Here is a 24306-nt window from a genome sequence, read left to right on the forward strand (position 1 = left end):
GCAGATTATTTTTCCTCTTTGGGCAAAATGTCTATTTGGGGTTTTTTAAGGGTTTGTTTGTTCGCAATACTTTTTTCCAAGGATAACAATAATGAAGGCAATAATATTAAATTGGCCAACATTGCCAATAGTAATGTAGCGGAGACCAATGATCCCAATGCTACCGTACCCCCAAAATTAGAAATTACAAATACCGAAAAGCCAAAGAACAATACAATTGAGGTATAGAACATACTTACACCTGTTTCCCTCAGGGCATTGTAGACAGATTTTTCAATTCGCCACTTGTTGGCGGTCAGTTCTTGTCTGTACTTGGCCAGAAAATGTATGGTGTCATCTACAGAAATACCAAAAGCTATGCTAAAAACCAATATGGTAGAGGGTTTAATGGGAACGCCTACAAACCCCATGATTCCTGCAGTAATGACCAAAGGCAATAAATTTGGAATTAATGAAATAATGATCATTCTAAATGAGCGAAACAAATAGGCCATAAAAAGTGCAATTAGTCCAATAGCGAGCGCAAGGGACATAATTAAATTTTTTACCAAATACTTGGTTCCTTTTAAAAACAATAGGGCGCTACCGGTCATGTATACATTATATCGCTCTGATGGAAAGATTTTGGTGATGTTCTCTAACAGTCTTTCTTCTATCTGTTCCATTCTGCTGGTAGTAACATCGCGCATAAAAGTCGTAATCCTTGCGGTCTGTCCGGTACTATCCACAAAAGTGTCCAAAAGGTCGCTATTGTCCGTTGACTTTCGGGCTACATCCATTATAAAGGTATTTTCCTGACTTGTGGGAAGTTGGTAATATTTTGGTATGCCGTTATAAAATGCTTGTTTGGAGTATTTTACCAAATTAACGACTGAAACCGGTGAGGAGAGTTCTGGAATTTCATCGATGACCTCACTTAATTGATTCATGCGCTTAAGTGTTACCGGTTTTAAGACGCCCTTTGGAGTTTTTGTGTCCACTACTATTTCTACCGGCATTATACCTTTAAACTCTTTTTCAAAAAAACGGATATCATGAAAGAATTCGGCATTTTTTGGCATGTCTTCAATAGGACTTCCAGAAATTTTAATTTGATATATTCCAATAATGCTAAGTACTAAAAGGGCTATGGAAACAATATAGACGGTTATTCTTCTATGTCTTACTATACGCTCCATCCAGCTTACAAATGCATCTATCCACTTTTTGTTCAAATGCTTAAGATGTTTTGTCTTGGGAAGGGACATAAAACTGTATACAATTGGGATAATCAATAAGGATAGTATAAAAATTCCGATAATATTGATCGATGCTACAATGCCAAATTCTTTTAGAAGCTTGCTATCCGTAATAATAAATGTAGCAAAACCGGATGCAGTGGTAATGTTCGTCATTAACGTTGCATTGCCAATTTTGGATATAACCCTTTGTAATGACAATGCCTGATTACCGTGCTTCTTTACTTCTTGTTGATATTTGTTGATTAGAAATATACAGTTTGGAATTCCTATGACAATAATTAATGGAGGAATAAGTGCTGTTAAAACGGTAATTTCATACTGTAAAAGGCCTAAAAGTCCAAATGCCCACATTACTCCAATAATCACCACGCACATAGAAATGAACGTAGCTCTAATACTTCTAAAAAAGAAGAAAAATATCAGTGAGGTTACCCCAAGGGCGGCTAAAATAAATTTTCCGATTTCATCAATGATGTTTTGTGAGTTCATAGTACGTACATACGGCATTCCCGATATATGAACATCCAAGCCGGTTTCTTTTTCAAAATTTTTGACGACCGTATTCAAGTCTTGTAAAATGAAATCCTTCCTCACCGTGGTATTGACAATATCTTTGTCTAGATATACAATGGTGCGTAATGTGCGACTTTCCTTATTGAAAATTAGATTTTCGTAAAATGGTAGGTTTTGAAAAAGATGATCGGTAATACTGTCTATCTGTTTTTGCGAAGTCAACTCACCAGAAATTAATGGCCGCATTTTAAACTCCTGTTTCTCATTGTCCTTAATGAGTTCTTGGAGATTGTCCGTAGAAACCACGAATTCAACCTCCGGAAACGCACCCAATTGTTTGCTCAGTTTGTTCCATCTATTGAAATTTTCCACAGAAAAAAGGGCGCTATCACGTATGGCAAAAACCACCGCATTGCCTTCTTCCCCAAATTTCTTTAAAAATTCTTGGTATTGTTGATTTACAGGATGGTCATCTGGTAAAAGATTGGTCTGCGAACTGGAGAATCGCATATGTTGCCATTGCATGGCCATGAAAATTGTAAATCCGGTAATTAGTAATAAGATTAAAATCCTATTACGAAGAATAATGTTTGCCGTTTTTGGCCAAAATCCTTTAGTAAGTTTAGCTACCATAACTGTTTTTGCAGGTGCCAAAGGTAACCAATAGGTACATTTGTTCCTAAACAGAAAAGTTTAAAATTATTACAAAACAAGAAAGCTACCTTAAGAAGGTAGCTTTGGTAATCTTATTGTGATAAGAATTTTAAACTTTCATGATCTCTGCTTCTTTTTTAAGTAAGAAATCATCTATCTTTTTTGTAAAAGCATCGGTTAGGTCTTGAACGTCTGCCGTTGCATTTTTCTGAAAATCTTCTGAAATATCCAAATCCTTTATCTCCTTATTGGCATCTTGTCTTGCACTACGCACGCCCACTTTAGCATGTTCCGCTTCTGCTTTGGCTTGTTTTGTTAATTGAATTCTGCGTTCTTCCGTTAATGGCGGTACATTAATTATGATCATATCGCCATTGTTCATAGGGTTAAACCCTAAATTGGAATTCATGATTGCTTTTTCAATTTCTTGTAGCATTCCCTTCTCCCATGGTTGGACGGATATTGTACGGCCATCTGGTGTATTGATATTGGCGACTTGGGCCAAAGGTGTCTGTGATCCATAGTAATCCACCAAAACGGAGGATAACATTGCCGGACTGGCCTTACCTGCACGAATTTTTAAAAATTCACGTTCAAGATGCGCTATAGCGGCAGCCATACTTTCTTTTGTTGCGTCTAAAACAAATTGTACTTCTTCGTTCATAAAATAAGAATATTACTTTCGCTAAACATAAACTATACCAAAAATTAAATGTTTACGGTAGTACCAATGGTCTGTCCGTCAACTATTTTCAATAAGTTTCCTTTTTTGTTCATATCAAATACTACAATAGGCAGTTCATTTTCTTGGCTTAAGGTAAAGGCAGTGGTGTCCATTACCTTTAACCCCTTGGTCAAGACATCTTGAAAGGAAATAGAATCGAATTTTGTTGCATTCTTATCTTTTTCAGGATCTGCGGTATAGATACCATCTACACGAGTTCCCTTAAGAATTACATCGGCCTCTATTTCAATGGCCCTTAATACTGCAGCGGAATCTGTAGTAAAGTACGGGTTTCCGGTTCCACCACCAAATATAACAACCCTGCCTTTTTCCAAATGTCTCATTGCCCTTCTTCTAATAAAAGGCTCGGCAACCTCATTAATTTTTATGGCAGACTGTAACCTAGTCTGTACGCCACACATTTCCAATGCACTTTGTAGGGCAAGTCCGTTAATAACTGTAGCCAGCATTCCCATATGGTCTCCCTGTACACGGTCCATTCCGGTAGCTGCCCCGGTAAGGCCCCTAAAAATATTACCGCCACCAATCACAATGGCTACCTCAATACCCTTGTCTACCACTTGTTTAATTTCTCCCGCATATTCGTTAAGACGGTTAGAGTCTATGCCATATTGTTTTTCACCCATTAAGGCTTCGCCGCTTAACTTTAGAAGAATTCTTTTGTAGTGCATTTTTAATTTTTATTTGACATCAAAAATAATGAAAATATTTGTTGGGTGTGGTCAATAATTCATACAACAAGGTCAATAATTAGTGATGTTCGGTGTTCACCATTATTTCTATCTTTAGCGTCGTTTAAATAAAAGCTTATCTAACAATAGATTACTATGAAAAAAATAATTTTAATTGGGCTTATGGCCCTGTTGCTTAATGCATGTGGTGCCGGTAAGGGAGCGGTATCTAACAACCCCAATCCAATAATTACGACCATAGACTTGGTCAATGTAGTAGATGACCGAGTTAAAGTGATTTTGGATCCGGATAAATTTACGCTGCCGGATGTTGTTTTTAAAATGCCCAAAACTGTTCCCGGAACATATAGCACAGATAATTATGGTCAGTATATTACGGATTTGGAAGCCTTGGATTATGATGGGAAAACATTGGATGTAGAGCAACTAGATGACAATTCATGGCGTATTGCCAATGGAACTAAGTTAGATAAAATACAGTATTGGGTAAATGACACGTATGATTCTGAAAATGATGTGGAAGATGCTGTATTTTCCCCTGCAGGTACCAATATAGCAGTGGGTAAAAATTATGTTCTAAATCTACATGGTTTTGTTGGTTATTTTGATGGTTTTAAAGAACAACCGTATCATATATTAATCCAAAAGCCTACCGGTTTGTCTGCTACAACATCATTGCCAATAGCTCTGGATAATAAATCAGATATGTCTTTGGATACATTTATAGCTAGCAGGTATTTTGAGGTGATAGACAATCCAATTATGTACGCTAAGCCCAACACCGAAAGTTTTGAAATAAATGGTATTAAGGTAACTTTAAGCCTATACTCGCCTAATGGAGTATATAAAGCAGCAGATTTAAGGGATAGAATGGTTGCCATGATGGGGGCACAAAAGAAATTTTTAGGTGATGTGGACGCAACCAAGGAGTATAATATTCTGTTGTATTTGTCCGATATCAATGTACCGGATGCCCATGGTTTTGGAGCATTGGAACATCATACTTCTACAGTTGTGGTCTTACCTGAAGCTATGCCAAAAGATAGGTTGGAGCAAGCTATGGTAGATGTTGTCTCCCATGAATTTTTCCATATTGTAACTCCATTGAGCGTACATTCTAAAGAGATTCAATTCTTTGATTTTAATGCGCCTAAAATGTCACAGCATTTATGGATGTATGAGGGAACAACCGAATATTTTGCCAATCTATTTCAAATTCAGCAAGGATTGATAAATGAAGATGAGTTTTATGATAGAATGTTAGCTAAAATAGACAATTCCAAGTTTTATGATGATGAAATGTCCTTTACGGTCATGAGTAAGAATATATTAAACGAACCCTACGAGGCTAACTATGCCAATGTATATGAGAAAGGTGCCTTGATCAATATGTGCCTAGACCTATTGTTACGAGAAAAAAGTAAAGGTGAAAAAGGTGTATTATGGTTAATGAAGGAACTTTCTAAAAAATATGGGGTTGACAAGCCTTTTAATGATGATGATTTGTTCAGGGAAATTATTGCAATGACCTATCCTGAGGTTGGTGTATTTTTTAATACCCATGTCATTGGTTCTACCCCTATAGATTATACTGAATTTTTAAACAAGGTAGGTCTTGACATTATGGACGAGCAACAGCAAACAAGTTATTTTTTTGACGGTCAGGTCCCATATATAGATGTGGATGTACAAAATGATAGTGTGGTATTTATAAGGGAGGGCATTCAACTTAATTCTTTTTTTAACGACTTGAAATTACAAGGTGGCGATATTTTAAAGACAATAGATGACCAGGAAGTATCCGTAGATGCATTGCGTCCAATTATACAGGATAGCTTTAGTTGGTCTGCCGAACGCCCTATAAGAATGGTTGTGGATAGGGAAGGTGAGATAGTCCCTGTAGAAGGTATGGTAGGTACTCCCTATAAAATGGTTAAGAAAGTAGTTTCTCAAGATAATGCCGGACCAGAAAAAATTGCGCTGAAAAATGCTTGGCTAAAGGGAATAAATGAATAATACATAAGTAGTAAACATTCTAATGATAGCGCATAAAAAAACCGTCTACTTTTTAAAGTAAGACGGTTTTTTATTGAGTTAGTTAAATTGTAATTATCCCAATGCAACTCTTTTAAATCCTACCACCTCTAAATTGGCGTCAACAGATTTAACGTATTGGGCAACGCTTTGCTTGCTGTCTTTAATAAAATCTTGGTTTACCAAGGTGTTGTCCTTAAAGAACCTTTTTATCTTTCCTTTGGCAATGTTATCAAGCATTGCTTCTGGCTTTCCTTCTTGACGTAATTGATCTTTTGCAATTTCAATTTCCTTGTCAATAACCGTTTGGTCAACACCATTTTCGTTTAGTGCTACAGGGTTCATTGCTGCTGCTTGCATAGAAACATCCTTTGCAACTTCTTCAGCACCTGCAACTGCTGCAGATAGACCTGTTAAAACTGCAATTTTATTTCCTGCATGTATATAAGAACCAACAAAAGGAGCGCTTAAGGTTTCAAAACCACCTATCTCTATTTTTTCACCGATAACACCAGTTTGCTCAGTTAGTTTTTCTTGAACGGTCATGCCTTTGTAATCAGCGGCCAAGAACGCTTCTTTGGAATCAAAGTTGATTGCCAATTCTGCCAATTCAGTAGCCAATGTTACAAAAGTTTCGTTTTTAGCAACGAAATCGGTCTCACAGTTAAGGGAAATAATAACACCACTTGTGTTATCATCGTTCACTTTAGCGATCGCTGCACCTTCAGAAGAATCCCTGTCAGCTCTTTTAGCTGCTACTTTTTGACCTTTTTTACGAAGAATTTCAATTGCACTTTCAAAATCGCCATCGGCTTCAACCAATGCCTTTTTGCAATCCATCATTCCTGCACCAGTAGTTTTTCTTAATCTATTAACTTCTGCAGCTGTAATCTTTGCCATTTTTTTAACTTTTAGTGTACCCGTTTTAATGGGCTATTCTTAAATTTATTTATATCAAAAAAGAAAACGTTATTCTACACCACCTTTGGTGTTGTCCTGCCACTCCTTAAGCTCGTCCCACTTTCCTTCGGCAGCCATTTTAGCTTGCTTTGGCCATGATGTAGGATCTAAATGAGCCATTCTAGAGCTAGCCTCGGTCAAGATTTCCTTAATCTTGTCGGCATCACCTATAGAAAGGTCGGCAAATGTAGCTATGCCTGCAGCAACTAGAGCTTCTGCGGCTTTAGGGCCAATGCCTTCAACCTTGGTTAAGTCATCAGCTTCAGTTTTTGCATCTTTGGCAACTGCTTCTTGGGTAGCTTCTACGTCTACTTCAACATTAGGTACCTTAGCTACAACAGGAGCTGGTTTTGTATCAACTTTTGCAGGAGTAGGTTCGGGAGTATCTACTGCTTCCTTCTTCTTAGGTGCTTTCTCTTTTTTGCTTTCTGATTTTCCTTCGGCAGCTTCTGCTTTTTCGGACTTACGTGCTGCAAGACCTTCTGCAATAGCATTGGTAACCTCTGTCATGATGATGTCAATAGATTTTGAAGCATCATCATTGGAAGGAATCAAATAATCAACATCTCTAGGGTCACAGTTGGTATCTACCATGGCGAAGATAGGAATGTTCAATTTTTGCGCTTCCTTAACGGCAATATGCTCTCTCATGGTATCAACAATGAAAAGTGCACCAGGTAAACGTGTCATTTCTGAAATGGAACCTAAGTTCTTTTCCAATTTAGCGCGTAAACGATCTACTTGTAATCTTTCCTTTTTGGAAAGTGTAAGGAAAGTACCATCTTTTTTCATTCTATCGATAGAAGCCATTTTTTTAACGGCTTTACGAATAGTAACAAAATTGGTCAACATACCACCTGGCCATCTTTCAGTAATGTATGGCATGTTTACGTTGGCCGCTTTTTCGGCAACAATGTCCTTTGCTTGTTTTTTGGTAGCTACAAAAAGAATTTTTCTTCCAGATGCTGCAATTTTACTAAGAGCCTCATTGGTCTCATCTAATTTTGCAACTGTTTTGTAAAGGTTGATTACGTGAATACCGTTACGCTCCATGTAGATGTAAGGAGCCATATTTGGATTCCACTTTCTGGTTAGGTGGCCAAAATGCACACCTGCTTCTAATAATTGTTTTACTTCGACTCTCGCCATTTTTAAATTTAGTTTACGTTCTTATGAATTAGCAATGGTAAAGTGGTATCCGCAAATTGCAAAAGCCTTCACCATTTAGATGCTAAACTAATTTACCTTTAACCACAAATTGGGCTAGAGGATTTTTAATTGTCCTAAAACGGACTTTCAATGAACTTGTTAATATTCTGGAATATCCAGTATGAAATAAAATATAAAATAGGCACCCAAAAAGGGTGCCCTGTACTCTTGACTCTCGAATTAACGTTTCGAGAATTGGAATTTCTTACGTGCTTTCTTCTGACCGAATTTCTTACGCTCAACCATTCTTGGATCTCTCGTCAACAAACCTTCCGGCTTCAAAATGCTTCTGTTTTCGGCATCTATTTCACACATTGCTCTTGAAAGTGCAAGACGAATAGCTTCTGCCTGACCAGTAATGCCACCACCGTAAACATTGACCTTAACATCGTAAGTATCCAAACTTTCGGTTAATGTAAATGGTTGCTTTACCTTGTACTGTAATGTAGCAGTTGGGAAGTATACACTTAAATCTTTATTGTTAATGGTAATGTCGCCATTTCCATCAGAAAGATAAACTCTCGCTACAGCGGTCTTTCTACGACCAATTTTATGAATTACTTCCATCTTATTTAATATCTTTTAAATTAACAACAGTAGGCTTTTGAGCTTCTTGACCATGCTCCGTACCTGCATAAACCTTTAGGTTTCTAAAAAGGTCGGCACCTAATCTGTTCTTGGGCAACATACCTTTTATAGCTTTTTCAAGAATACCTTCTGGATTTTTTTCCAAAAGTTGTTTAACCGATGTGGTACGTTGACCACCTGGGTAACCTGTATATCTTAAGTAAACCTTGCTGGACCACTTGTTTCCTGAAAGAGCAATTTTCTCTGCATTGATAATTACAACATTATCACCACAATCTACGTGCGGAGTAAAACTTGGCTTATGCTTTCCTCTCAACAAATAGGCAACTTTAGAAGCAACACGCCCTAACGTTTCTCCTTCGGCATCTACCAATAACCACTCTTTGTTTACAGTTGTTCTGTTGGCCGAAACGGTCTTATAACTTAATGTATCCACTACTGCTATTTTTAACTATTATTATAATCAATCCCGTCAAACGGGCTGCAAATCTACAACTATTAACTTGAATTGCAAATACTTGTTTCTATATTTTTTCTTTTTTATTTCATTTTCAACTTCTTTGAGGATACATACTGTAAAACTTGGTCAATTTTAGCGATCTACTGTAACAGTATTTCAATTTTATCGTCACTTATATACATCAATCAAAGACCAACCATTAATGAATTTCAAAGTTCTTACAAATTTTGCATTTTTATGCATCTTTTCAATTGCATTTAGTCAAAAGGATAGTGTTAGGGTGATAAGGGAGTATACTACGGCCCCATTACCGATCAATGAACATATTGCCATAGACGGTGTTTTATCGGATACAGGTTGGGAACATGTTCCGTGGGACGGCAATTTTACGGTATATGAGCCCAACAACGGCCAACGGCCACGTCAACTTACACAATTTAAGATTACCTACGATGCAAAATATTTGTATGTAGCCGTTAAATGTTTGGACAGTGTGCCATCAAGTATTGAAAAGCGTCTTGCCAGAAGGGATAATTTCGCTGGAGATTGGATAGAGATAAACATTGATAGTTACCATGATAGGCGAACCGGCTTTTCGTTCAACGTTTCTGCGGCTGGTGTAAAGGGCGATGAGTTCATATCACAGAACGGAGATAATTGGGATGCTAGCTGGAACCCTATTTGGTATACCGCGACCCAGATTGGTGAAATTGGCTGGACCGCAGAAATGAAAATTCCCTTTAGTCAATTAAAATTTGGTACTGCAGAAGAACAGGTTTGGGGATTACAAATACATAGAAGATTGTTCCGGGACGAGGAGCGTTCAATTTGGCAATCCATACCATTGGAGTCTCCTGGATGGGTCAGCGAATTTGGGATCCTAAAAGGGTTAAAAAACATACAACCACAAAAACAACTAGAAATTCAGCCCTTTTTGGTAAATCAATATGATAGCTATCCCAAACAAGAGGGCAATCCGTTTAAAGATGGGCGTGATTATGTTTTAAATGCAGGTTTGGATGCCAAAATTGGTATTACCAATGACCTTACGTTAGATTTAACCGTAAATCCGGATTTTGGACAAGTAGATGCCGACCCAGGTGCAATTGCATTGGATGGGTTTCAGATATTCTTTGAAGAAAGGCGTCCTTTTTTCATAGAGAATAAAAATATATTCGATTATGAATTTGCCGACGGTAATGACAACGTGTTCTATAGTAGACGAATAGGTAGAAGTCCTCAGAAATCTGTGAACGCCGTAGCCGGCGAGTATGTTGACCTGCCCATTAATTCCACTATCCTGGGCGCAGCCAAGTTTTCCGGTAAAACAAAAGATGGTTGGTCCTTGGGATTAATGGAAAGTGTTACCGGTAAAATGTTTGCGGAGGTCGGTAGTTTTGACGGGGAAAAACGCTCAGAATTAGTAGAGCCATTGACCAATTATTTGGTGGCTAGGGTGCAAAAGGATTTTAATGAAAGAAACTCTTTTGTGGGAGGTATATTTACCGCTACAAATAGAAATCTGACCTCTGAACTGGAATTTTTGCGCAAGGCTGCGTACACTGGTGGGTTGGATTTTAGGCATAGCTGGAAAAATAGAAATTATTATTTGGAAGGTAATTTTGTTGGGAGTCATGTAGTGGGCAGAGAAAACGCAATTGCGAATACTCAACGTAGCATTACGCATTTATTTCAGCGTGTTGATGCAAGCCATGTAAATGTTGATCCAAACAGGACGTCTTTAACGGGGACGGGGGGTAAACTGGAAATTGGCAAAACCGGGGGAGGAAGTTGGCGTTATAATGGTGGTTTGGTATGGCGATCGCCAGAATTGGAACTGAATGACATAGGTTTTTTAAGACAGGCAGATGAAATTAAACAAACGGCCCAAATTAGAAAGTTGTTCCTGAAGCCCACCAATTTTTATAGAAGGGCGCAAATTGGTCTTGAGCAATATACCACTTATGATTTTGAGGGTAATTACAATAGAATTCAATATGAGATGCAAGGGTTCATCAACTATAAGAACAATTGGTGGACAGAAATAGGGGCAGCCCATAAACCTAGAATTTTTTCCAACACCGTTTTAAGGGGCGGCCCAAGGTGGAGATGGTCAGAAGAGAATTTTGCCTATTTGTTCTTTGGTTCGGATAACAGAAAAAAGTTCAATTTTACGTTGGGTTATGTCAACAGTCAAGCTGCACAAAATAATTTTTCGCTAGAACGGTATGTGCTTCGTTTTTACTATCAACCTTTTGATGCCTTTAGCCTCTCCGTATCTTCGGAGTATGAGGAAAATCCAAACAGAACCCAATATGTAACGGAGACCAGTATCAATGGTCTGCCCAGATATATTACTGGAAATATTGACCAGCGAACATTTAGTACCTCCATCCGGTTTAATTATAGTATTAACCCAAACTTATCAATTCAGTATTACGGACAACCCTTTATATCCAGAGGTATATATACAGATTTCAATTATGTAGCCAATTCATTGGCAAAAAATATCAATGAACGGGTCACCTTATTTAATCAAGACCAACTTACTAGTACGGAAACGGGTAATTCTTATAGTATAGATGAAAATTTGGACGGAACGGTAGATTATGAAATTGCGAATCCAGATTTTTCTTTTGTACAATTTAGGTCCAATCTGGTGGTTAGATGGGAATATGTACCTGGTAGCGAAATTTTTCTGGTCTGGTCCCAAGGTGTTGCAGGTTTAGCAAACCCTTATGATACCTTAGGAAGTAATTTGGATGGTCAAATTTTTGGAGAAAAAAAGGACAACACTTTTTTGATAAAAGCTACTTACCGTTTCATCCTTTAAATTTTAATTAGGTTCACTTAATTTTTGTGATGAAATAATAAGTCTATAATTTCGTTCTAAGAGACTGTTAACCAAACCTAATAATTATGTACAGGAATTTTTTAATGCTACTAGGATGTGCCTTGGTGTTCATGTCATGCAGCTCAGATAAAAACGATAAAGCTGTAGAAGAGGAATTATCGCTTAATACTTTAGTAGGAACTTGGAACGCAACGGAACTTAGGATAGACAATAATACCGCAAGTGATGATGCTAAATTGGCAAAAGGTATTTTGGACCTTTTGACGGATAAGGAGTGTTATGTAGTGACATTAAAATTCAATGAAGATTTAACGGCATCTGCAAGAAACGCAGCCAGTTATGTAGAGTTAGACTTTACATCATCCAGTTTTGATGTGCCCTGTCCTACGCAATATGATGAGGAATCTACAACCTATTCTTTTGAAAACGGAGTTGTAACTACTACGGATAGTAATGGAGAAGTTTTAATGATAGATGTTTCAATTAGTGGTGATGTCATGACCGTAGATGCTACAGATCTTGATATCCCTAATTTTACAGATAGTGGTGAGCTAATTTTTGTACGACAGTAATTACTATTTTTTTGTCAAAAAATACAGGTCTTTGCATTAATTTGTGAAGGCCTTTCTTTTTTATAACAAGTTGTTATTATTCGGTTTATCTTTAAGCGTATTCATTACACTTATGATAATTTGAATAATGTCATGGCCAAAAAAATCTTTCTACTCGTTTTGTCAATATTACTTGTTAATTGTATTGACCCGGTTGAACCTGAATTTGAGTTTAAAGAAGGACTGGTATTTATAGAAGGTATTGCCACCACGGTTAAAGGGGGCTCTTTTGTAATAATCAATAAATCTACCATTGAATTTGGAATAAATAAGACGAAGTTTGAAAAAGGTGCTAGCGTTTCATTCATAAATTCCGTTTCTGGTGAAGTGATCAATTTGACCGAGGTGGAAGGGGCCTATGTGCCATCTGTAGAATTTAAGGCCAATATTGGTGAGCAATGGCAATTACAGGTAACTTTGTTGGACGGTACCCAATACCATTCCCAACCGGAGCGTATACTACAACCCGTGCCCATTACTAATATAAAGGCTACTTATGACCCTGAACTACAATTTAATGATGGTACAAATTCTTTTGAGCCCGGCCATACAATTTCATTGACGTTCAACGATCCAATTGAAAATGAGAATTATTACTATTGGACATTTAAATCTTTTGAAAAACTGGTGGTTTGCCAAACTTGTTTTGACGGTATTTACAGAAATGAAACCTGTCAGCAAACCAATGTTGCCACACCAGATTATTTTAACTATTTGTGTGATCAAGAATGTTGGCTTATACGTCTGCCGGAGAGCATTTCTATTTTTGACGATAAATTTTCCAATGGTAAAACGACCACAGATTTGGAGGTTGCAAAAATTCCCTTATATACAAAAAACAATATTTTAGTAGAAATCCAGCAGTTGTCGTTGACCCCAGATGCCTATGAGTATTATAAGGTATTAAAGGATTTGGTCGATAATAATAGTGGTTTTAATGCACCGCCACCGGCAGCTCTGATCGGTAATATGTACAACCCCAATGATACGGATGATTTTGTGTTTGGAAGGTTTACCGCTGCGGCAACGACATCAGCGGATATTTTTATTGAACGTGGAGATATTCCTGAAAAGGAGTTAGATCCTCAGAGAACCTTGAGTATTGAGCCCACATTTCAATCTCCATATCCTCCACCGGCGACTACACAGGCTGCTTGTAACGAAGAACGATTTAGAACCGCAATAAAACCTGCAGCATGGACAAATTAAATCACAAAACGGTATATGGTAAGCATACCCATATCATTATGTTTTTAGCATTTATTATGACCGTATTTTTTTCTGGTACACTTTCCGCCCAAGAATTTTTATTAGGGGTAGAGGTTTATGAAAAGTCCACTAACCAACCTTTAGAAAGTGCGGAGATAACCATACAACCCTGCGCTTGTGGTGGTATTACCAATAATAATGGTCTTTTTACCATACGGCTTAAAGCCAATACCTATGAGCTTACCGTAAACTACATTGGTTTTAAAAGTAGACGTACCGTTGTTGACCTAAATTCCAATAATACGATAAAGCTGTATCTTGAAGAGGAAGAGGAACAACTGTCCGAGGTAATTGTGCGTGCAAAAAGAATCAATGATAACTTGGAACTTCCACAAATGGGAGCCCTGCAATTGCAAACACAAGAGCTTAAAAAAATGCCTTCTGGTCTGGGCGAGGCGGATGTACTCAGAAGTATGACCCTTTTGGCCGGGGTAAACAACGCAGGGGAAATAAGTAATGGACTGTCCGTTAGGGGAGGAGCCTTGGACCAAAATCTGTTATTGTATGATAATGCCCCTGTTTTTAATCCAACTCATTTATTTGGACTTTTTTCTGTTTTTACACCAGATGTAATTTCTAGTGTAGATTTATATAGGGCCAATATCCCTGCGCGCTATGGTGGTAGAATAACATCTGTATTGGATATAAAAGTAAAGAATCCGTATGTGGATAAATTTAAATTAAGCGGGGGGATAGGTATTGTTTCAAGCAGGTTAAATATAGAAACTCCATTAATAAAGGATAAACTCATGATTGCCATTGGGGGTAGGGCCGGACTTACGGATTTTCTATTGCCCCTTTTTTCTGAACGTTTAAAAAATACCAAGGCAAATTTCTATGACAGTACCTTAAAATTATTATATCTGCCAACCAATAATGACCAGATTACATTTACAGGTTTTTATAGTAAAGATTATTATCAGTTGGATTTGATCACCAAAATTCAAAATATCAACGCCAAGAACAATCAATATGATTTTAGGACATTGAACGGCACATTGAACTGGAGGCATTCCTTTAATGAAAAAAGTAATCTCAGAACCTATTTGGTCATGAGCAATTATGCGCCCAAAACCATTTTTCCGGAAGTTGACAATCCCAACAACATCGAGTTCTCTTCTCAGATTGTGTATCAAAGTTTGGCTTCTGAATTTTCAAAGGAAATCAACCAAGATGCTTCGTACTATTTAGGTATTCAAGCCAATAAATATGAAATTAGTCCGGGGGAACTAAGTCCCGGTAACGGTAACAGTGTAGACCCGGTTATATTGGCCAAGGAAAACAGTTATGAGTTTGCAACCTATGCCAATATGAACTATAATCCTACAGATGCCGTAGCAATCTCTGCCGGGTTGCGCTTTAGTCACTATGTGTTGGTAGGTCCTTACAAACAGGCCGTTCTAGATGATAATACGGGATTGTTACTTGCGGTCAACGAGTTTGAAAAAGGTGCTGGCGTAAAGACGTACAACGGTTTGGAACCAAGATTGGGTGCCAATATAAAATTGAACCAATCAACATCTATCAAGGCTAGTTATGCCCGCTCCAAGCAATATCTTCAAAATGTGTACAATAGTACAACGCCTTTACCCACCTCTAGATGGAAAACATCCGACCCTAATATTCTACCGCAATTAAGTGATACATATGGTCTTGGTATTTATAAGAACATCTCAAATAATGAAATAGAACTTGGTTTAGAAGGCTATTACCGGTCATCTGAAAATAATTTGACCTTTAAACCTGGAGCGGATTTCTTTTTAGAAGAATTTCTTGAACGTGATATTATACAGGGAGAAGGAAAAGCCTATGGGGTAGAGTTCAGTATTAAAAAATCTACAGGAAAGGTTAATGGTTGGTTTAATTATACGTGGTCAAAAAGTTTATTAAAGTCCAATAATGAAAAACTTGGAGATAGGATCAACAATAATAATTGGTTCGTTTCGGATTTTGATAGGCCCCATGTCATCAATTCAACGGTTAACTTTGAGGGGGATAGATACAACACTTGGAGTTTTAATTTTACCGGACAGACCGGAAGGCCCTATACTGTTGCCAACAGTGTTTTTAAATTGGAAAATTTAGATGTACCCATTTTTATTGAACGCAACAATGCACGTCTAAGACCTTACCATAGATTGGATTTTTCTTGGAATGTAAAATATAGTAAAAAGTTGAACAAAAGATGGGTTGGCGATTGGACGTTTACCATTTACAACGTGTATAGCAGAAGAAATCCGTTCAATAACTACTATGCGCAACGACAAGATGGTGTAGATACGGATGTGTTTCTTGGTAGTCCTTTAGGTTCCTATGAACTTTCCATTTTAAATAGCCCATTATTTTCATTGACCTATAATTTCGTGTTTCAGTAAGGCTATATTATTGTTTGTAAAATTTACGCTGAATGGTTTGTAGATCCGATCGTATGCTAATTAGATAAATACCTTTTTTAAGATTGGATATAGGTATGTTCAACGCATTGTTCTTAATTCTCCATTGATGGTGTAAAACCTGATTTCCATTGATATCCCGTATGGTAATTTGAGCTGTTGAAGTATTCAAAAGCCCTATAATATTAACCACATTGGTTGCAGGGTTTGGAAAAACCTTTACCGCATTAGTAGCATCCTGTGCCTGTACATTTACGTATAGTAGAAGGGTTAAAAAAGAAAGAATGATGGCTTGCTTCATTAAAATAGCGCACCCAATTAGATGGGTGCGCTATATTTTAACGTTCTTAAAACTTGGTTTCGTCTATTATTAGCTAATATTTAACAAGAGTTTAAAAACTAAAAGTCATCTCATTTGCAGAGGTGTTGCCGGTACTATCTTTTGAAACTACTCTTATAAAATACACTTCGCCTTCTGTATAGGTGAAATTAGTTGTGGTCAACGTGGTATCCTCTAAAAGAATTTCTGGATTGTTTGCGGTACCTATAGAAACATCATAGCCGGTAAGGTCGTCGTCTAAATCCTCTGCAATCCAAGAAATGTCTGCCGTAGAATTACCTTGGTCTTCAACTTCAATGGTTGCAGGAAATGGGGCGTAACTCTCTGTTACTGTACCTTGCGAATAGAAATTCCAAGAATCGCTCTTTAAGGTCTTAGCGTCTAATTTGGCCGTTATTTGCCATGTAAACTGTACACCTTTGGGAACGTTTATAACTGTAGAAGTGCCATTAACAGTTTTATTCTCCGCGGTGCTGGTTTCTTGGTTAATTAGCTCAAGTTCATAAGAAGTGGCATTTGTAGATGCTGTCCACAGAAACTCAATACCAACGGTTCCGTCGGTATTTTCTTCCCCTTCCGTGCAGATAAGATTATTGTCTGGGAAAGTCAATGAGAAAGCGCCTAATTCCTTTTCCACTTCATCTGGTGGGTTGGGACTATCATTATCTCCACCGCCACCACATGAAACCATTAGTGTCATTACTAAAAATAATTTTATAGCTACTTTCATTTTTTTACAAATTTTAAATTGATTTCTTTTTCATTCTCTAATACGGTCAACATGTAAACACCTGGATCAAGGTTAGATATATCCATCGACAATTCTCCATTGTTTATTTCGCTACTGCTACGTACGGCTGTTACTCCATTTACATTTGCAATTAAGATTTGAGCGTTATTCATGTTGTCAAGACCTTCTACACGTAATGTTTCAGCAACAGGATTTGGAGAAAGGATGGCTTGATTTATAACAATATTATCATTGAATATACCTTGACAAATTTTATCTGTTTCAATTGAAATTTGATTTACTCCTTTATCCAATGGAAATAGAATCTCATGATTTAAAACATCGTCAAATTGGTACGTATACATTTTATCATTTACCAATACCTCATAGCTTTTGCTTCCAGAAACTATAATTCTTGCTTTCTGGGCATGATAATCTACCACGGTTTTACCGGTTGTAAATTCATCAGGTACACTAACGGTAACCGTAAAACATTGTTTAAAATCTGGGAAATCCGGTATGTTAATGCATACTGAATACACACCTGGCGATAGGTTTGATTTAACAAAATCTTCATTATTGGTAATATTGGAAAAAGATTCATTTAACGCACCACGGCTTAATTCCACCTGATACAAATAATCTTCAGTTAAGCTGACCGTAATTTCTCCATTAGAAGTGTTAGGGCAGCTGGTACTGGTAACTTTTACTTGAATTCCATTATTGGGAATATCAGGTAAAGCAGTCTGATTGTCTGCACAACCCTCAGCGTTTACCGTTACATTTGGAAGCGTATTTGGACATTGGTCAATAGCGTTGTTTACACCGTCATTATCATCGTCTAATTGGCTTTGTGAGCAACCGTTGCTATTTACTGTTTCACCTGCTGGGGTATTTGGGCATAAATCATCTGCGTCAAAAACACCATCTTCATCTTCATCTGTATCTGTTTGTGTAACTGGGCACCCAATATTATTTACAAAAGTTCCTTCTGGGGTGTTAGGGCAATTGTCACTGTCGTTACTTACACCGTCATTGTCATCATCTAACTGGCTTTGGGAACAACCATTGGCGTTCACAGATTCTCCCATAGGTGTATTGGGACATTGGTCTACAGTATTGTCCACCCCATCATTATCATCATCTGTGCTAGCAATGTTTGCTCTAAGGACCATATTGTCTAGTAAAATATGTTCCTGTGGTTGATCGGATATTGCACTTATGTTCAAATCTACCAGTTCATTTGATTCTGGTGTAAAATATACCCTAAATGTATTCCAACCATTTTCAGAGGGATCCGTTGTAACTTTATAGATAGTTTCGGGAAAAATACCTTTTGTCAGTTCAAACTCTAAGGTGTTAAAACTGCCTTCGGTAATTTTGTAATCAATAGCAATTTCATATGAAACACCTTTATAAAGTTGCACCTCTTTTTGAAAGATTGATGAAGTGTTTGTACCATTATCACCTGTTGTGAGTTCTAGACTATATTCTAAATTATCACTTATATCCTCATTTTTGTTCCATGAACTTCCCGGTATCATAATTATTCCCCATTGCGCCAAATTGCTTCCACCGCCTAATGACCAATCTTCAAAACTAGGGTCTTCAATTATACTGGAATTGTCTATTGCAACTTCGCAGCCATAATCATCTACGGCCAATGCATTGGGAGATGTGTTTGGACATTGGTCAATGGCATCTGTAACCCCATCATTATCTTCGTCTGGTGGGGTTTCACCCAGTACGCGCATATAATCTACAACGATAACACTTTGTGGAGCGGAGGTGGCCCTAAATTCTAATTCAAAAACATAGTCTTCATCCTCGGTATCCGTCATAAAATCAAATGAGTAGGTATGCCATTCTCCGTCAGTATTCAAGGTAAGGGATTCATTTATATATTGGGTAGCAAAATTTCCTCCATCCTTTAATATCCAAAGATTGGCCGTTATAGATTCCCCTGTACCTACATAAACTTTATAATCAAAAGCGAAGGTGTGTGCCTTGTTTTTCTGTAATGAAACTTTACTAACGTTTCTAGTACTTAATTCGGTTCTTTCAGATATACTGGTGCTTAAATCTAGTCTTAATGAAGAATAACCTTCCGTTGCATAATAGAAATTGGCTTGGGAAACAGAATTAGCATTCACTATTGACCAATTATCTGGGGCACTAGGTGTTCCAGACCAATTTTCAAAACTGAAATTTTGCAGAAAGTTTGTTTGATTTGGAGGGATAATAATACATCCTTTTTCGTCTACAGGTTCCCCTACTGGGGTATTACGGCATACATCAAGATTATTGGTAACACCATCATTGTCATCATCTAGTTGACTTTGGGAACAACCTCTAAAATTGACTGTTTCACCTTCGGGTGTACCAGGACATTGGTCATCATTGTCTGCAATGCCGTCATTGTCCGTATCTATAATACTGGCTCCGTCTACCGTTAGTAGAACAGGGTTTTTGTTTAATATTAATTCCGGTAAAGTGGAATTTGAAATTAAACAATCATAAGACCCTATGTCTGCAGTGGAAACGCTTGCTATGGTAAAAGTGGAACTGGTAGCACCGTCAATATTTTCTCCATCTTTACGCCATTGGTAATTATTATTGGAATCTGTTGTGGCGGTAACTGAAATGGTAAAGACATCCCCTGTTTCCATGTCAATGGTTGCAGGTTCATCTATATTTAGTTGAGGATAGTAAATTGCATTGGCCTGATTACCCAAAGTATTAAACAAATCTTCAAAAATAAAATTGTTGTTCGCAAATGATAAAACTTGAATTTCATCCTTAGAAAAAACAGGGACAATACCATTAAGATTATTAATACTGAAGTTGAGTGAAGTTAAATTGTTTAACTGGGTCAGACTTACAGGTATAGTACCCTCTAAAAGGTTTTTGTATAAGTTCAGGTCAGTCAAATTTGCAAGATTGCCTAATTCTTCTGGAATACTACCTGATAATTGATTATCATGTATATGTAACTTGGTCAAATTGCTTAAATTACCTAATTGTAGAGGAATTGTTCCCGTAAGATTATTACTATTTAAGAGTAATTCTTCCAAGTTTGTCAATTGTCCTATTTCAGAAGGTATGCCACCTTCTAAGTTGTTAGTTCTAATAATAAGTCTGGTCAAGTTACTTAGTTGTCCTAGACTATTTGGTATTGTTCCGGTTAGACTATTGTGATCCATTTCTAGGCTTTCAAGTAATGATAAATTACCCAAAGATGAAGGTATAGGACCTGACAATTGATTAATGGATAAATACAAAATATTTAGATTAACCAATTGACCGATAGTAGCAGGTATATTTCCTGTTAAATTGTTCCAACCTAAGCTTAGCTCTGTGAGGTTGGTTAACAGACCTAAATCAGAAGGGATATTACCTGTGAGGTCATTGTTTATTAGGCTTAATCTTTTTAAGTTGTTTAACTGGCCTAATTGTGCTGGAATGTTACCGGTTAAATTGTTACTGCCTATTAACAACACCTCCAAATTTGTAAGATTCCCAAGCGATGCTGGTATTTCTCCTGTGAGATCATTACTGGATAGCCGCAGTGTCTTAAGTGCAGTCATTTGCCCAATCTCATTTGGAATAGCGCCGCTAATACCTGTTGAAAATAGGTTTAAAATTTCAAGTTTTTTAAGATTCTGAAATGTATTTGGAATTGAACCGTTTATCACATTAGGTATATAGCCAATATAAAAATTTCTGTGTAGTTCTAAGCTCTGTAATTCAGATAAATTCCCAAGTTCATCTGGTAAGGAACCTACCAAACCATTGGACTGGATAAGAATGTTCGTGACTCTTCCGTTTGCGTCTGTTGTGACACCATACCAAGAATCGGTTGGGGCACTTAAATCCCAAGAGATAGTCCAATTATCTCCATCTGTTGAATTGTAAAAGGCTATTAATGCCTCGCGGTCAGTAGCCGCTGTGCCTTGGGATGAAAGTTGAATGCTAAACAGGATAAATACTGCAAAAAGCAGTTGAGTGTAGTTTTTAGACATAGGTTTTGTTGTAGGTTATCTAACCGTAATATAACTATCATAATTATATTATAGTATTAATAATCGATATACTACATCCTTTTTTTCTTACAATTTTTAAGTTGATATTTAAGTTTTTAAGCTAACTAGTGTGCAACCAGCCAGTTATCACCAATACCAACTTCTACATCCAGCGGAACGGCAATTTTATAGGCATTTTCCATTTCGGCCTTGATCAGGTGCTTTAATTCATCCAATTCTGTTTTATAAACATCAAATACCAATTCGTCATGTACTTGCAAAAGCATTTTAGTCTTGAACTTCTTTTCCTCTAGCTTTTTATGAATGTTGATCATAGCAATTTTAATGATGTCGGCAGCACTACCTTGAATAGGGGCATTTACCGCATTTCTTTCCGCTGCGCCCCTTACCATAGCATTGCTGCCATTTATATCCTTTAGGTATCTCCTTCTGCCCAAAATGGTTTGCACGTAGCCATTTTCACGGGCAAAATCAACTTGCTCGCTCATATAGTTCCGTAGTTTTGGATATGTTTTGTAATAGGTGTCTATAAGTTCTTTTGCCTCTGATCTGGATAAGTTGGTCTGGTTACTTAATCCAAAGGCCGATACACCATATATAATACCAAAATTAACCGTTTTGGCATTGCTTCTTTGTTCCCTAGTCACCTCTTCCAAGGGAACCCCAAATACTTTTGAAGCAGTAGAGGCGTGAATGTCCTCGCCATTTTTAAAGGCTTCGATCATTGTGGTTTCTTCGCTAAGTGCCGCAATGATCCGTAGTTCTATTTGTGAGTAATCAGCTGCTAATAATGTATAGTTCTCGTCTCTTGGAATAAAAGCTTTTCGTACTTGACGTCCCCGCTCAGTTCTAATAGGAATGTTCTGTAAATTGGGATTGTTACTGCTTAAACGTCCTGTGGCTGCCACGGTTTGCATGTAATCTGTATGTACACGACCCGTAGAGGGTTCTACCTGTTCGGGCAATGCATCTACATACGTACTTTTAAGTTTTGCAAGCCCCCTGTAGTCCAATACATTTTGTATGATCTCATGGTCTTTTGCCAAATAGGACAATACATCTTCTGCAGTTGAATATTGACCTGTCTTGGTTTTTTTAGGTTTGTCAACCAATTTTAATTTGTCAAAAAGAATTTCGCCCAATTGTTTGGGTGATCCAATATTGAACTCTTCACCGGCCACTTCATATATTTTTGCCTCAAGTGTGGCAATATCGTCGTTTAAATCTTGGGAAAGGGAGTTTAAAAACTCCTTGTCCAAATTAATGCCTTCAAGTTCCATATCCGCTAATACGCGTAATAAAGGTATTTCTATTTCATTGAACAGTTTTTCCGTATTGGCCTCTTTTAATTCTGGTCTAAAATGTTGTGCTAATTGATAGGTGATGTCCGCATCCTCTACGGCATATTCCGTTTGTTTCTCTAAGGGTACATCTCGCATATTCAACTGATTCTTACCTTTTTTTCCAATTAGTTCCGTTATGGAGATGGGAGTGTAATTAAGATAAGTTTCAGATAATACATCCATATTATGACGCATATCCGGATTAATGAGGTAATGGGCCAGCATCGTATCAAATAGCGGTCCTTTCACGTCAATATTATATTTGTCCAATACCTTAATGTCATATTTAAGGTTCTGGCCAATTTTCTCAATAGTTTCAGATTCAAAGAACGGGCGTAATTCCTCTAGCAGTTTCTGGGTTTCGTCCTTATTATCGGGAAATGGGATATAAAACCCTTTGGTGGCCTCCCATGAAAATGCAATACCTACCAATTCTGCCGTGATAGGGTTAAGGCCCGTTGTTTCGGTATCAAAGCATACCGAGGGTTGTTTCATTAAATTTTGTAAAAATAATTTCATCGCCATACCCGGTAGTACACTTTGGTAGGCATGGGCCACATCCGCTATAGTTTTTCTGCTGGAATAATCCTTGACAGTGGCTCCTGCATCCGCAGCATTGCCAAACAAGGAAAACTGACCGGAACCCGCATCTTGCAGTTCTTTCTTGGCCGTAGGTGTGCTAGAAACCTGTGTAACCTGTTCTTGGGTGTCCGTAGCAAATATTTTCAAAAACTGATCTTTAAGTCTTCTAAATTCTAGTTGTTCAAAAATTTCCTGCACCTTTTCAAAATCCGGCACGGAAAGCTCATAGTCAGATGCATTGAAAGTAACATCACAATCTATACAAATGGTTGCCAGTTTTTTGGATAAAATACCTAGTTCCTTATTGGCCTCAATCTTCTCTTTCATCTTTCCCTTTAGCTGATCGGTATTGGCCAAAAGATTCTCCATACTGCCAAATTGGGCAATGAATTTTTTTGCAGTCTTATCGCCAACACCAGGCAAGCCCGGGATATTGTCACTGGCATCGCCCATCATGCCCAAATAATCTATAACCTGTTCCGGACGCTCTACACCAAAACGTTTTTGAACTTCAGGAATTCCCCAGATTTCAATACCGTTACCCATACGTGCCGGGCGATACATAAAAATGTTCTCTGAGACCAATTGTCCAAAATCCTTATCAGGAGTAACCATAAAAACCTTATAGTCCTCTTTTTCCGCCTGTTTTGACAATGTGCCAATGATATCATCTGCTTCCCAGCCTTCCAATACTACACTAGGTATGTGCATTGCCTTTAAAATATCTTGAATATAAGGTATAGCCAAACGAATGGCATCCGGTGTTTCGTCCCTATTTGCTTTATATGCTTCAAACATTTCCGTACGTTCCACACTACCGCCTTTGTCAAAGCATACGGCCAAATGGTCTGGCTTTTCCCTTCTGATCACATCAAACAAAGAATTCATAAAACCCATGATTGCGGAGGTGTCCATACCTTGAGAATTTATTCTTGGATTCTTTATAAGGGCGTAGTAACCACGAAATATCAATGCATATGCATCTAGTAAAAACAGTCTTTTTTGATCGGCCATGTGAGTATATTGTTTGTGTAGGGATTAAAAG

16 protein-coding genes are annotated in these 24306 nt (G+C 37.5%); 5 read left to right on the forward strand and 11 right to left on the reverse strand.

Annotated elements, in window-relative coordinates; genetic code table 11:
- Positions 1-5 precede the first annotated feature (5 nt).
- From JM81_RS14475 to pyrH, 3 genes are all read right to left on the reverse strand, one after another.
- Complete coding sequence (locus JM81_RS14475) at positions 6-2387, reverse strand: efflux RND transporter permease subunit (RefSeq protein ID WP_144804489.1); 2382 nt, start codon at positions 2385-2387, stop codon at positions 6-8.
- Between the two features lie 130 nt (positions 2388-2517).
- On the reverse strand, positions 2518-3072 hold the full coding sequence (gene frr / locus JM81_RS14480) for a ribosome recycling factor (protein ID WP_089259282.1): 555 nt from the start codon (positions 3070-3072) through the stop codon (positions 2518-2520).
- A 44-nt stretch (positions 3073-3116) separates the two neighbouring features.
- Positions 3117-3824, reverse strand: a complete 708-nt coding sequence (gene pyrH / locus JM81_RS14485) for a UMP kinase (protein WP_144804491.1) — start codon at positions 3822-3824, stop codon at positions 3117-3119.
- A gap of 156 nt (positions 3825-3980) precedes the next feature.
- Between pyrH and JM81_RS14490 the strand changes: the two genes are divergently transcribed.
- Positions 3981-5861, forward strand: a complete 1881-nt coding sequence (locus JM81_RS14490) for a peptidase M61 (RefSeq protein WP_144804493.1) — start codon at positions 3981-3983, stop codon at positions 5859-5861.
- A gap of 93 nt (positions 5862-5954) precedes the next feature.
- Here JM81_RS14490 and tsf read toward each other — a convergent pair whose 3' ends face one another.
- From tsf to rplM, 4 genes are all read right to left on the reverse strand, one after another.
- Positions 5955-6779 carry a translation elongation factor Ts gene (gene tsf / locus JM81_RS14495; protein ID WP_089259288.1) on the reverse strand — a complete coding sequence of 275 codons (825 nt, stop codon included), beginning with the start codon at positions 6777-6779 and terminating at the stop codon, positions 5955-5957.
- Positions 6780-6848: 69 nt separating this feature from the next.
- A complete protein-coding gene (rpsB, locus tag JM81_RS14500; RefSeq protein WP_144804495.1) occupies positions 6849-7988 on the reverse strand; it encodes a 30S ribosomal protein S2 in 1140 nt (379 codons plus the stop codon).
- A 240-nt stretch (positions 7989-8228) separates the two neighbouring features.
- Positions 8229-8615, reverse strand: a complete 387-nt coding sequence (rpsI, locus tag JM81_RS14505; RefSeq protein WP_089259292.1) for a 30S ribosomal protein S9 — start codon at positions 8613-8615, stop codon at positions 8229-8231.
- 1 nt (position 8616) lies between these two features.
- Entirely contained in the window at positions 8617-9072 is a 456-nt protein-coding gene (gene rplM, locus JM81_RS14510) for a 50S ribosomal protein L13 (RefSeq protein WP_089259294.1), read from the reverse strand.
- 226 nt (positions 9073-9298) lie between these two features.
- Between rplM and JM81_RS14515 the strand changes: the two genes are divergently transcribed.
- The 4 genes from JM81_RS14515 (at position 9299) to JM81_RS14530 (ending at position 16205) form a co-directional block, all read left to right on the forward strand.
- The gene (locus tag JM81_RS14515) at positions 9299-11929 is read left to right on the forward strand and encodes a DUF5916 domain-containing protein (RefSeq protein ID WP_144804497.1); all 2631 of its coding nucleotides are present in this window, start codon (positions 9299-9301) and stop codon (positions 11927-11929) included.
- An 86-nt stretch (positions 11930-12015) separates the two neighbouring features.
- Positions 12016-12522, forward strand: coding sequence for a lipocalin family protein (locus JM81_RS14520; RefSeq protein WP_089259298.1), 507 nt, complete (start codon positions 12016-12018; stop codon positions 12520-12522).
- A 159-nt stretch (positions 12523-12681) separates the two neighbouring features.
- Positions 12682-13770, forward strand: a complete 1089-nt coding sequence (locus JM81_RS14525) for a DUF4249 domain-containing protein (RefSeq protein ID WP_186435585.1) — start codon at positions 12682-12684, stop codon at positions 13768-13770.
- Positions 13758-16205 (forward strand): TonB-dependent receptor domain-containing protein, encoded by a 2448-nt coding sequence (locus JM81_RS14530; protein ID WP_144804500.1) that lies wholly within the window; start codon positions 13758-13760, stop codon positions 16203-16205. Before JM81_RS14525 ends, JM81_RS14530 begins: the two co-directional genes overlap by 13 nt.
- Positions 16206-16212: 7 nt before the next feature.
- Here JM81_RS14530 and JM81_RS14535 read toward each other — a convergent pair whose 3' ends face one another.
- The 4 genes from JM81_RS14535 to polA all read right to left on the reverse strand — a co-directional run bounded on the left by JM81_RS14535 (position 16213) and on the right by polA (position 24275).
- Positions 16213-16524 carry a T9SS type A sorting domain-containing protein gene (locus JM81_RS14535; RefSeq protein ID WP_144804502.1) on the reverse strand — a complete coding sequence of 104 codons (312 nt, stop codon included), beginning with the start codon at positions 16522-16524 and terminating at the stop codon, positions 16213-16215.
- 91 nt (positions 16525-16615) lie between these two features.
- Positions 16616-17293 (reverse strand): hypothetical protein, encoded by a 678-nt coding sequence (locus JM81_RS14540; protein ID WP_144804504.1) that lies wholly within the window; start codon positions 17291-17293, stop codon positions 16616-16618.
- Positions 17290-21315: a thrombospondin type 3 repeat-containing protein gene (locus tag JM81_RS14545; protein ID WP_144804506.1), complete on the reverse strand. Its 4026-nt coding sequence runs from the start codon at positions 21313-21315 to the stop codon at positions 17290-17292. Before JM81_RS14545 ends, JM81_RS14540 begins: the two co-directional genes overlap by 4 nt.
- Before the next feature lie 125 nt (positions 21316-21440).
- Positions 21441-24275, reverse strand: a complete 2835-nt coding sequence (polA, locus tag JM81_RS14550) for a DNA polymerase I (protein ID WP_144804508.1) — start codon at positions 24273-24275, stop codon at positions 21441-21443.
- Between the last annotated feature and the right edge of the window lie 31 nt (positions 24276-24306).

The sequence above is a fragment of the Maribacter sp. MAR_2009_72 genome (genome assembly GCF_007827235.1).
Classification (GTDB): Bacteria; Bacteroidota; Bacteroidia; order Flavobacteriales; family Flavobacteriaceae; genus Maribacter; species Maribacter sedimenticola.

What these genes read in the sequence shown, in the direction of transcription:
- JM81_RS14475 (WP_144804489.1), bottom strand. Translation starts at nt 2,387, where the DNA reads ATGGTAGCTAAACTTACTAAAGGATTTTGGCCAAAAACGGCAAACATT.
- frr (WP_089259282.1), bottom strand. Translation starts at nt 3,072, where the DNA reads ATGAACGAAGAAGTACAATTTGTTTTAGACGCAACAAAAGAAAGTATG.
- pyrH (WP_144804491.1), bottom strand. Translation starts at nt 3,824, where the DNA reads ATGCACTACAAAAGAATTCTTCTAAAGTTAAGCGGCGAAGCCTTAATG.
- JM81_RS14490 (WP_144804493.1), top strand. Translation starts at nt 3,981, where the DNA reads ATGAAAAAAATAATTTTAATTGGGCTTATGGCCCTGTTGCTTAATGCA.
- tsf (WP_089259288.1), bottom strand. Translation starts at nt 6,779, where the DNA reads ATGGCAAAGATTACAGCTGCAGAAGTTAATAGATTAAGAAAAACTACT.
- rpsB (WP_144804495.1), bottom strand. Translation starts at nt 7,988, where the DNA reads ATGGCGAGAGTCGAAGTAAAACAATTATTAGAAGCAGGTGTGCATTTT.
- rpsI (WP_089259292.1), bottom strand. Translation starts at nt 8,615, where the DNA reads ATGGAAGTAATTCATAAAATTGGTCGTAGAAAGACCGCTGTAGCGAGA.
- JM81_RS14515 (WP_144804497.1), top strand. Translation starts at nt 9,299, where the DNA reads ATGAATTTCAAAGTTCTTACAAATTTTGCATTTTTATGCATCTTTTCA.
- JM81_RS14520 (WP_089259298.1), top strand. Translation starts at nt 12,016, where the DNA reads ATGTACAGGAATTTTTTAATGCTACTAGGATGTGCCTTGGTGTTCATG.
- JM81_RS14530 (WP_144804500.1), top strand. Translation starts at nt 13,758, where the DNA reads ATGGACAAATTAAATCACAAAACGGTATATGGTAAGCATACCCATATC.
- JM81_RS14535 (WP_144804502.1), bottom strand. Translation starts at nt 16,524, where the DNA reads ATGAAGCAAGCCATCATTCTTTCTTTTTTAACCCTTCTACTATACGTA.
- JM81_RS14540 (WP_144804504.1), bottom strand. Translation starts at nt 17,293, where the DNA reads ATGAAAGTAGCTATAAAATTATTTTTAGTAATGACACTAATGGTTTCA.
- JM81_RS14545 (WP_144804506.1), bottom strand. Translation starts at nt 21,315, where the DNA reads ATGTCTAAAAACTACACTCAACTGCTTTTTGCAGTATTTATCCTGTTT.
- polA (WP_144804508.1), bottom strand. Translation starts at nt 24,275, where the DNA reads ATGGCCGATCAAAAAAGACTGTTTTTACTAGATGCATATGCATTGATA.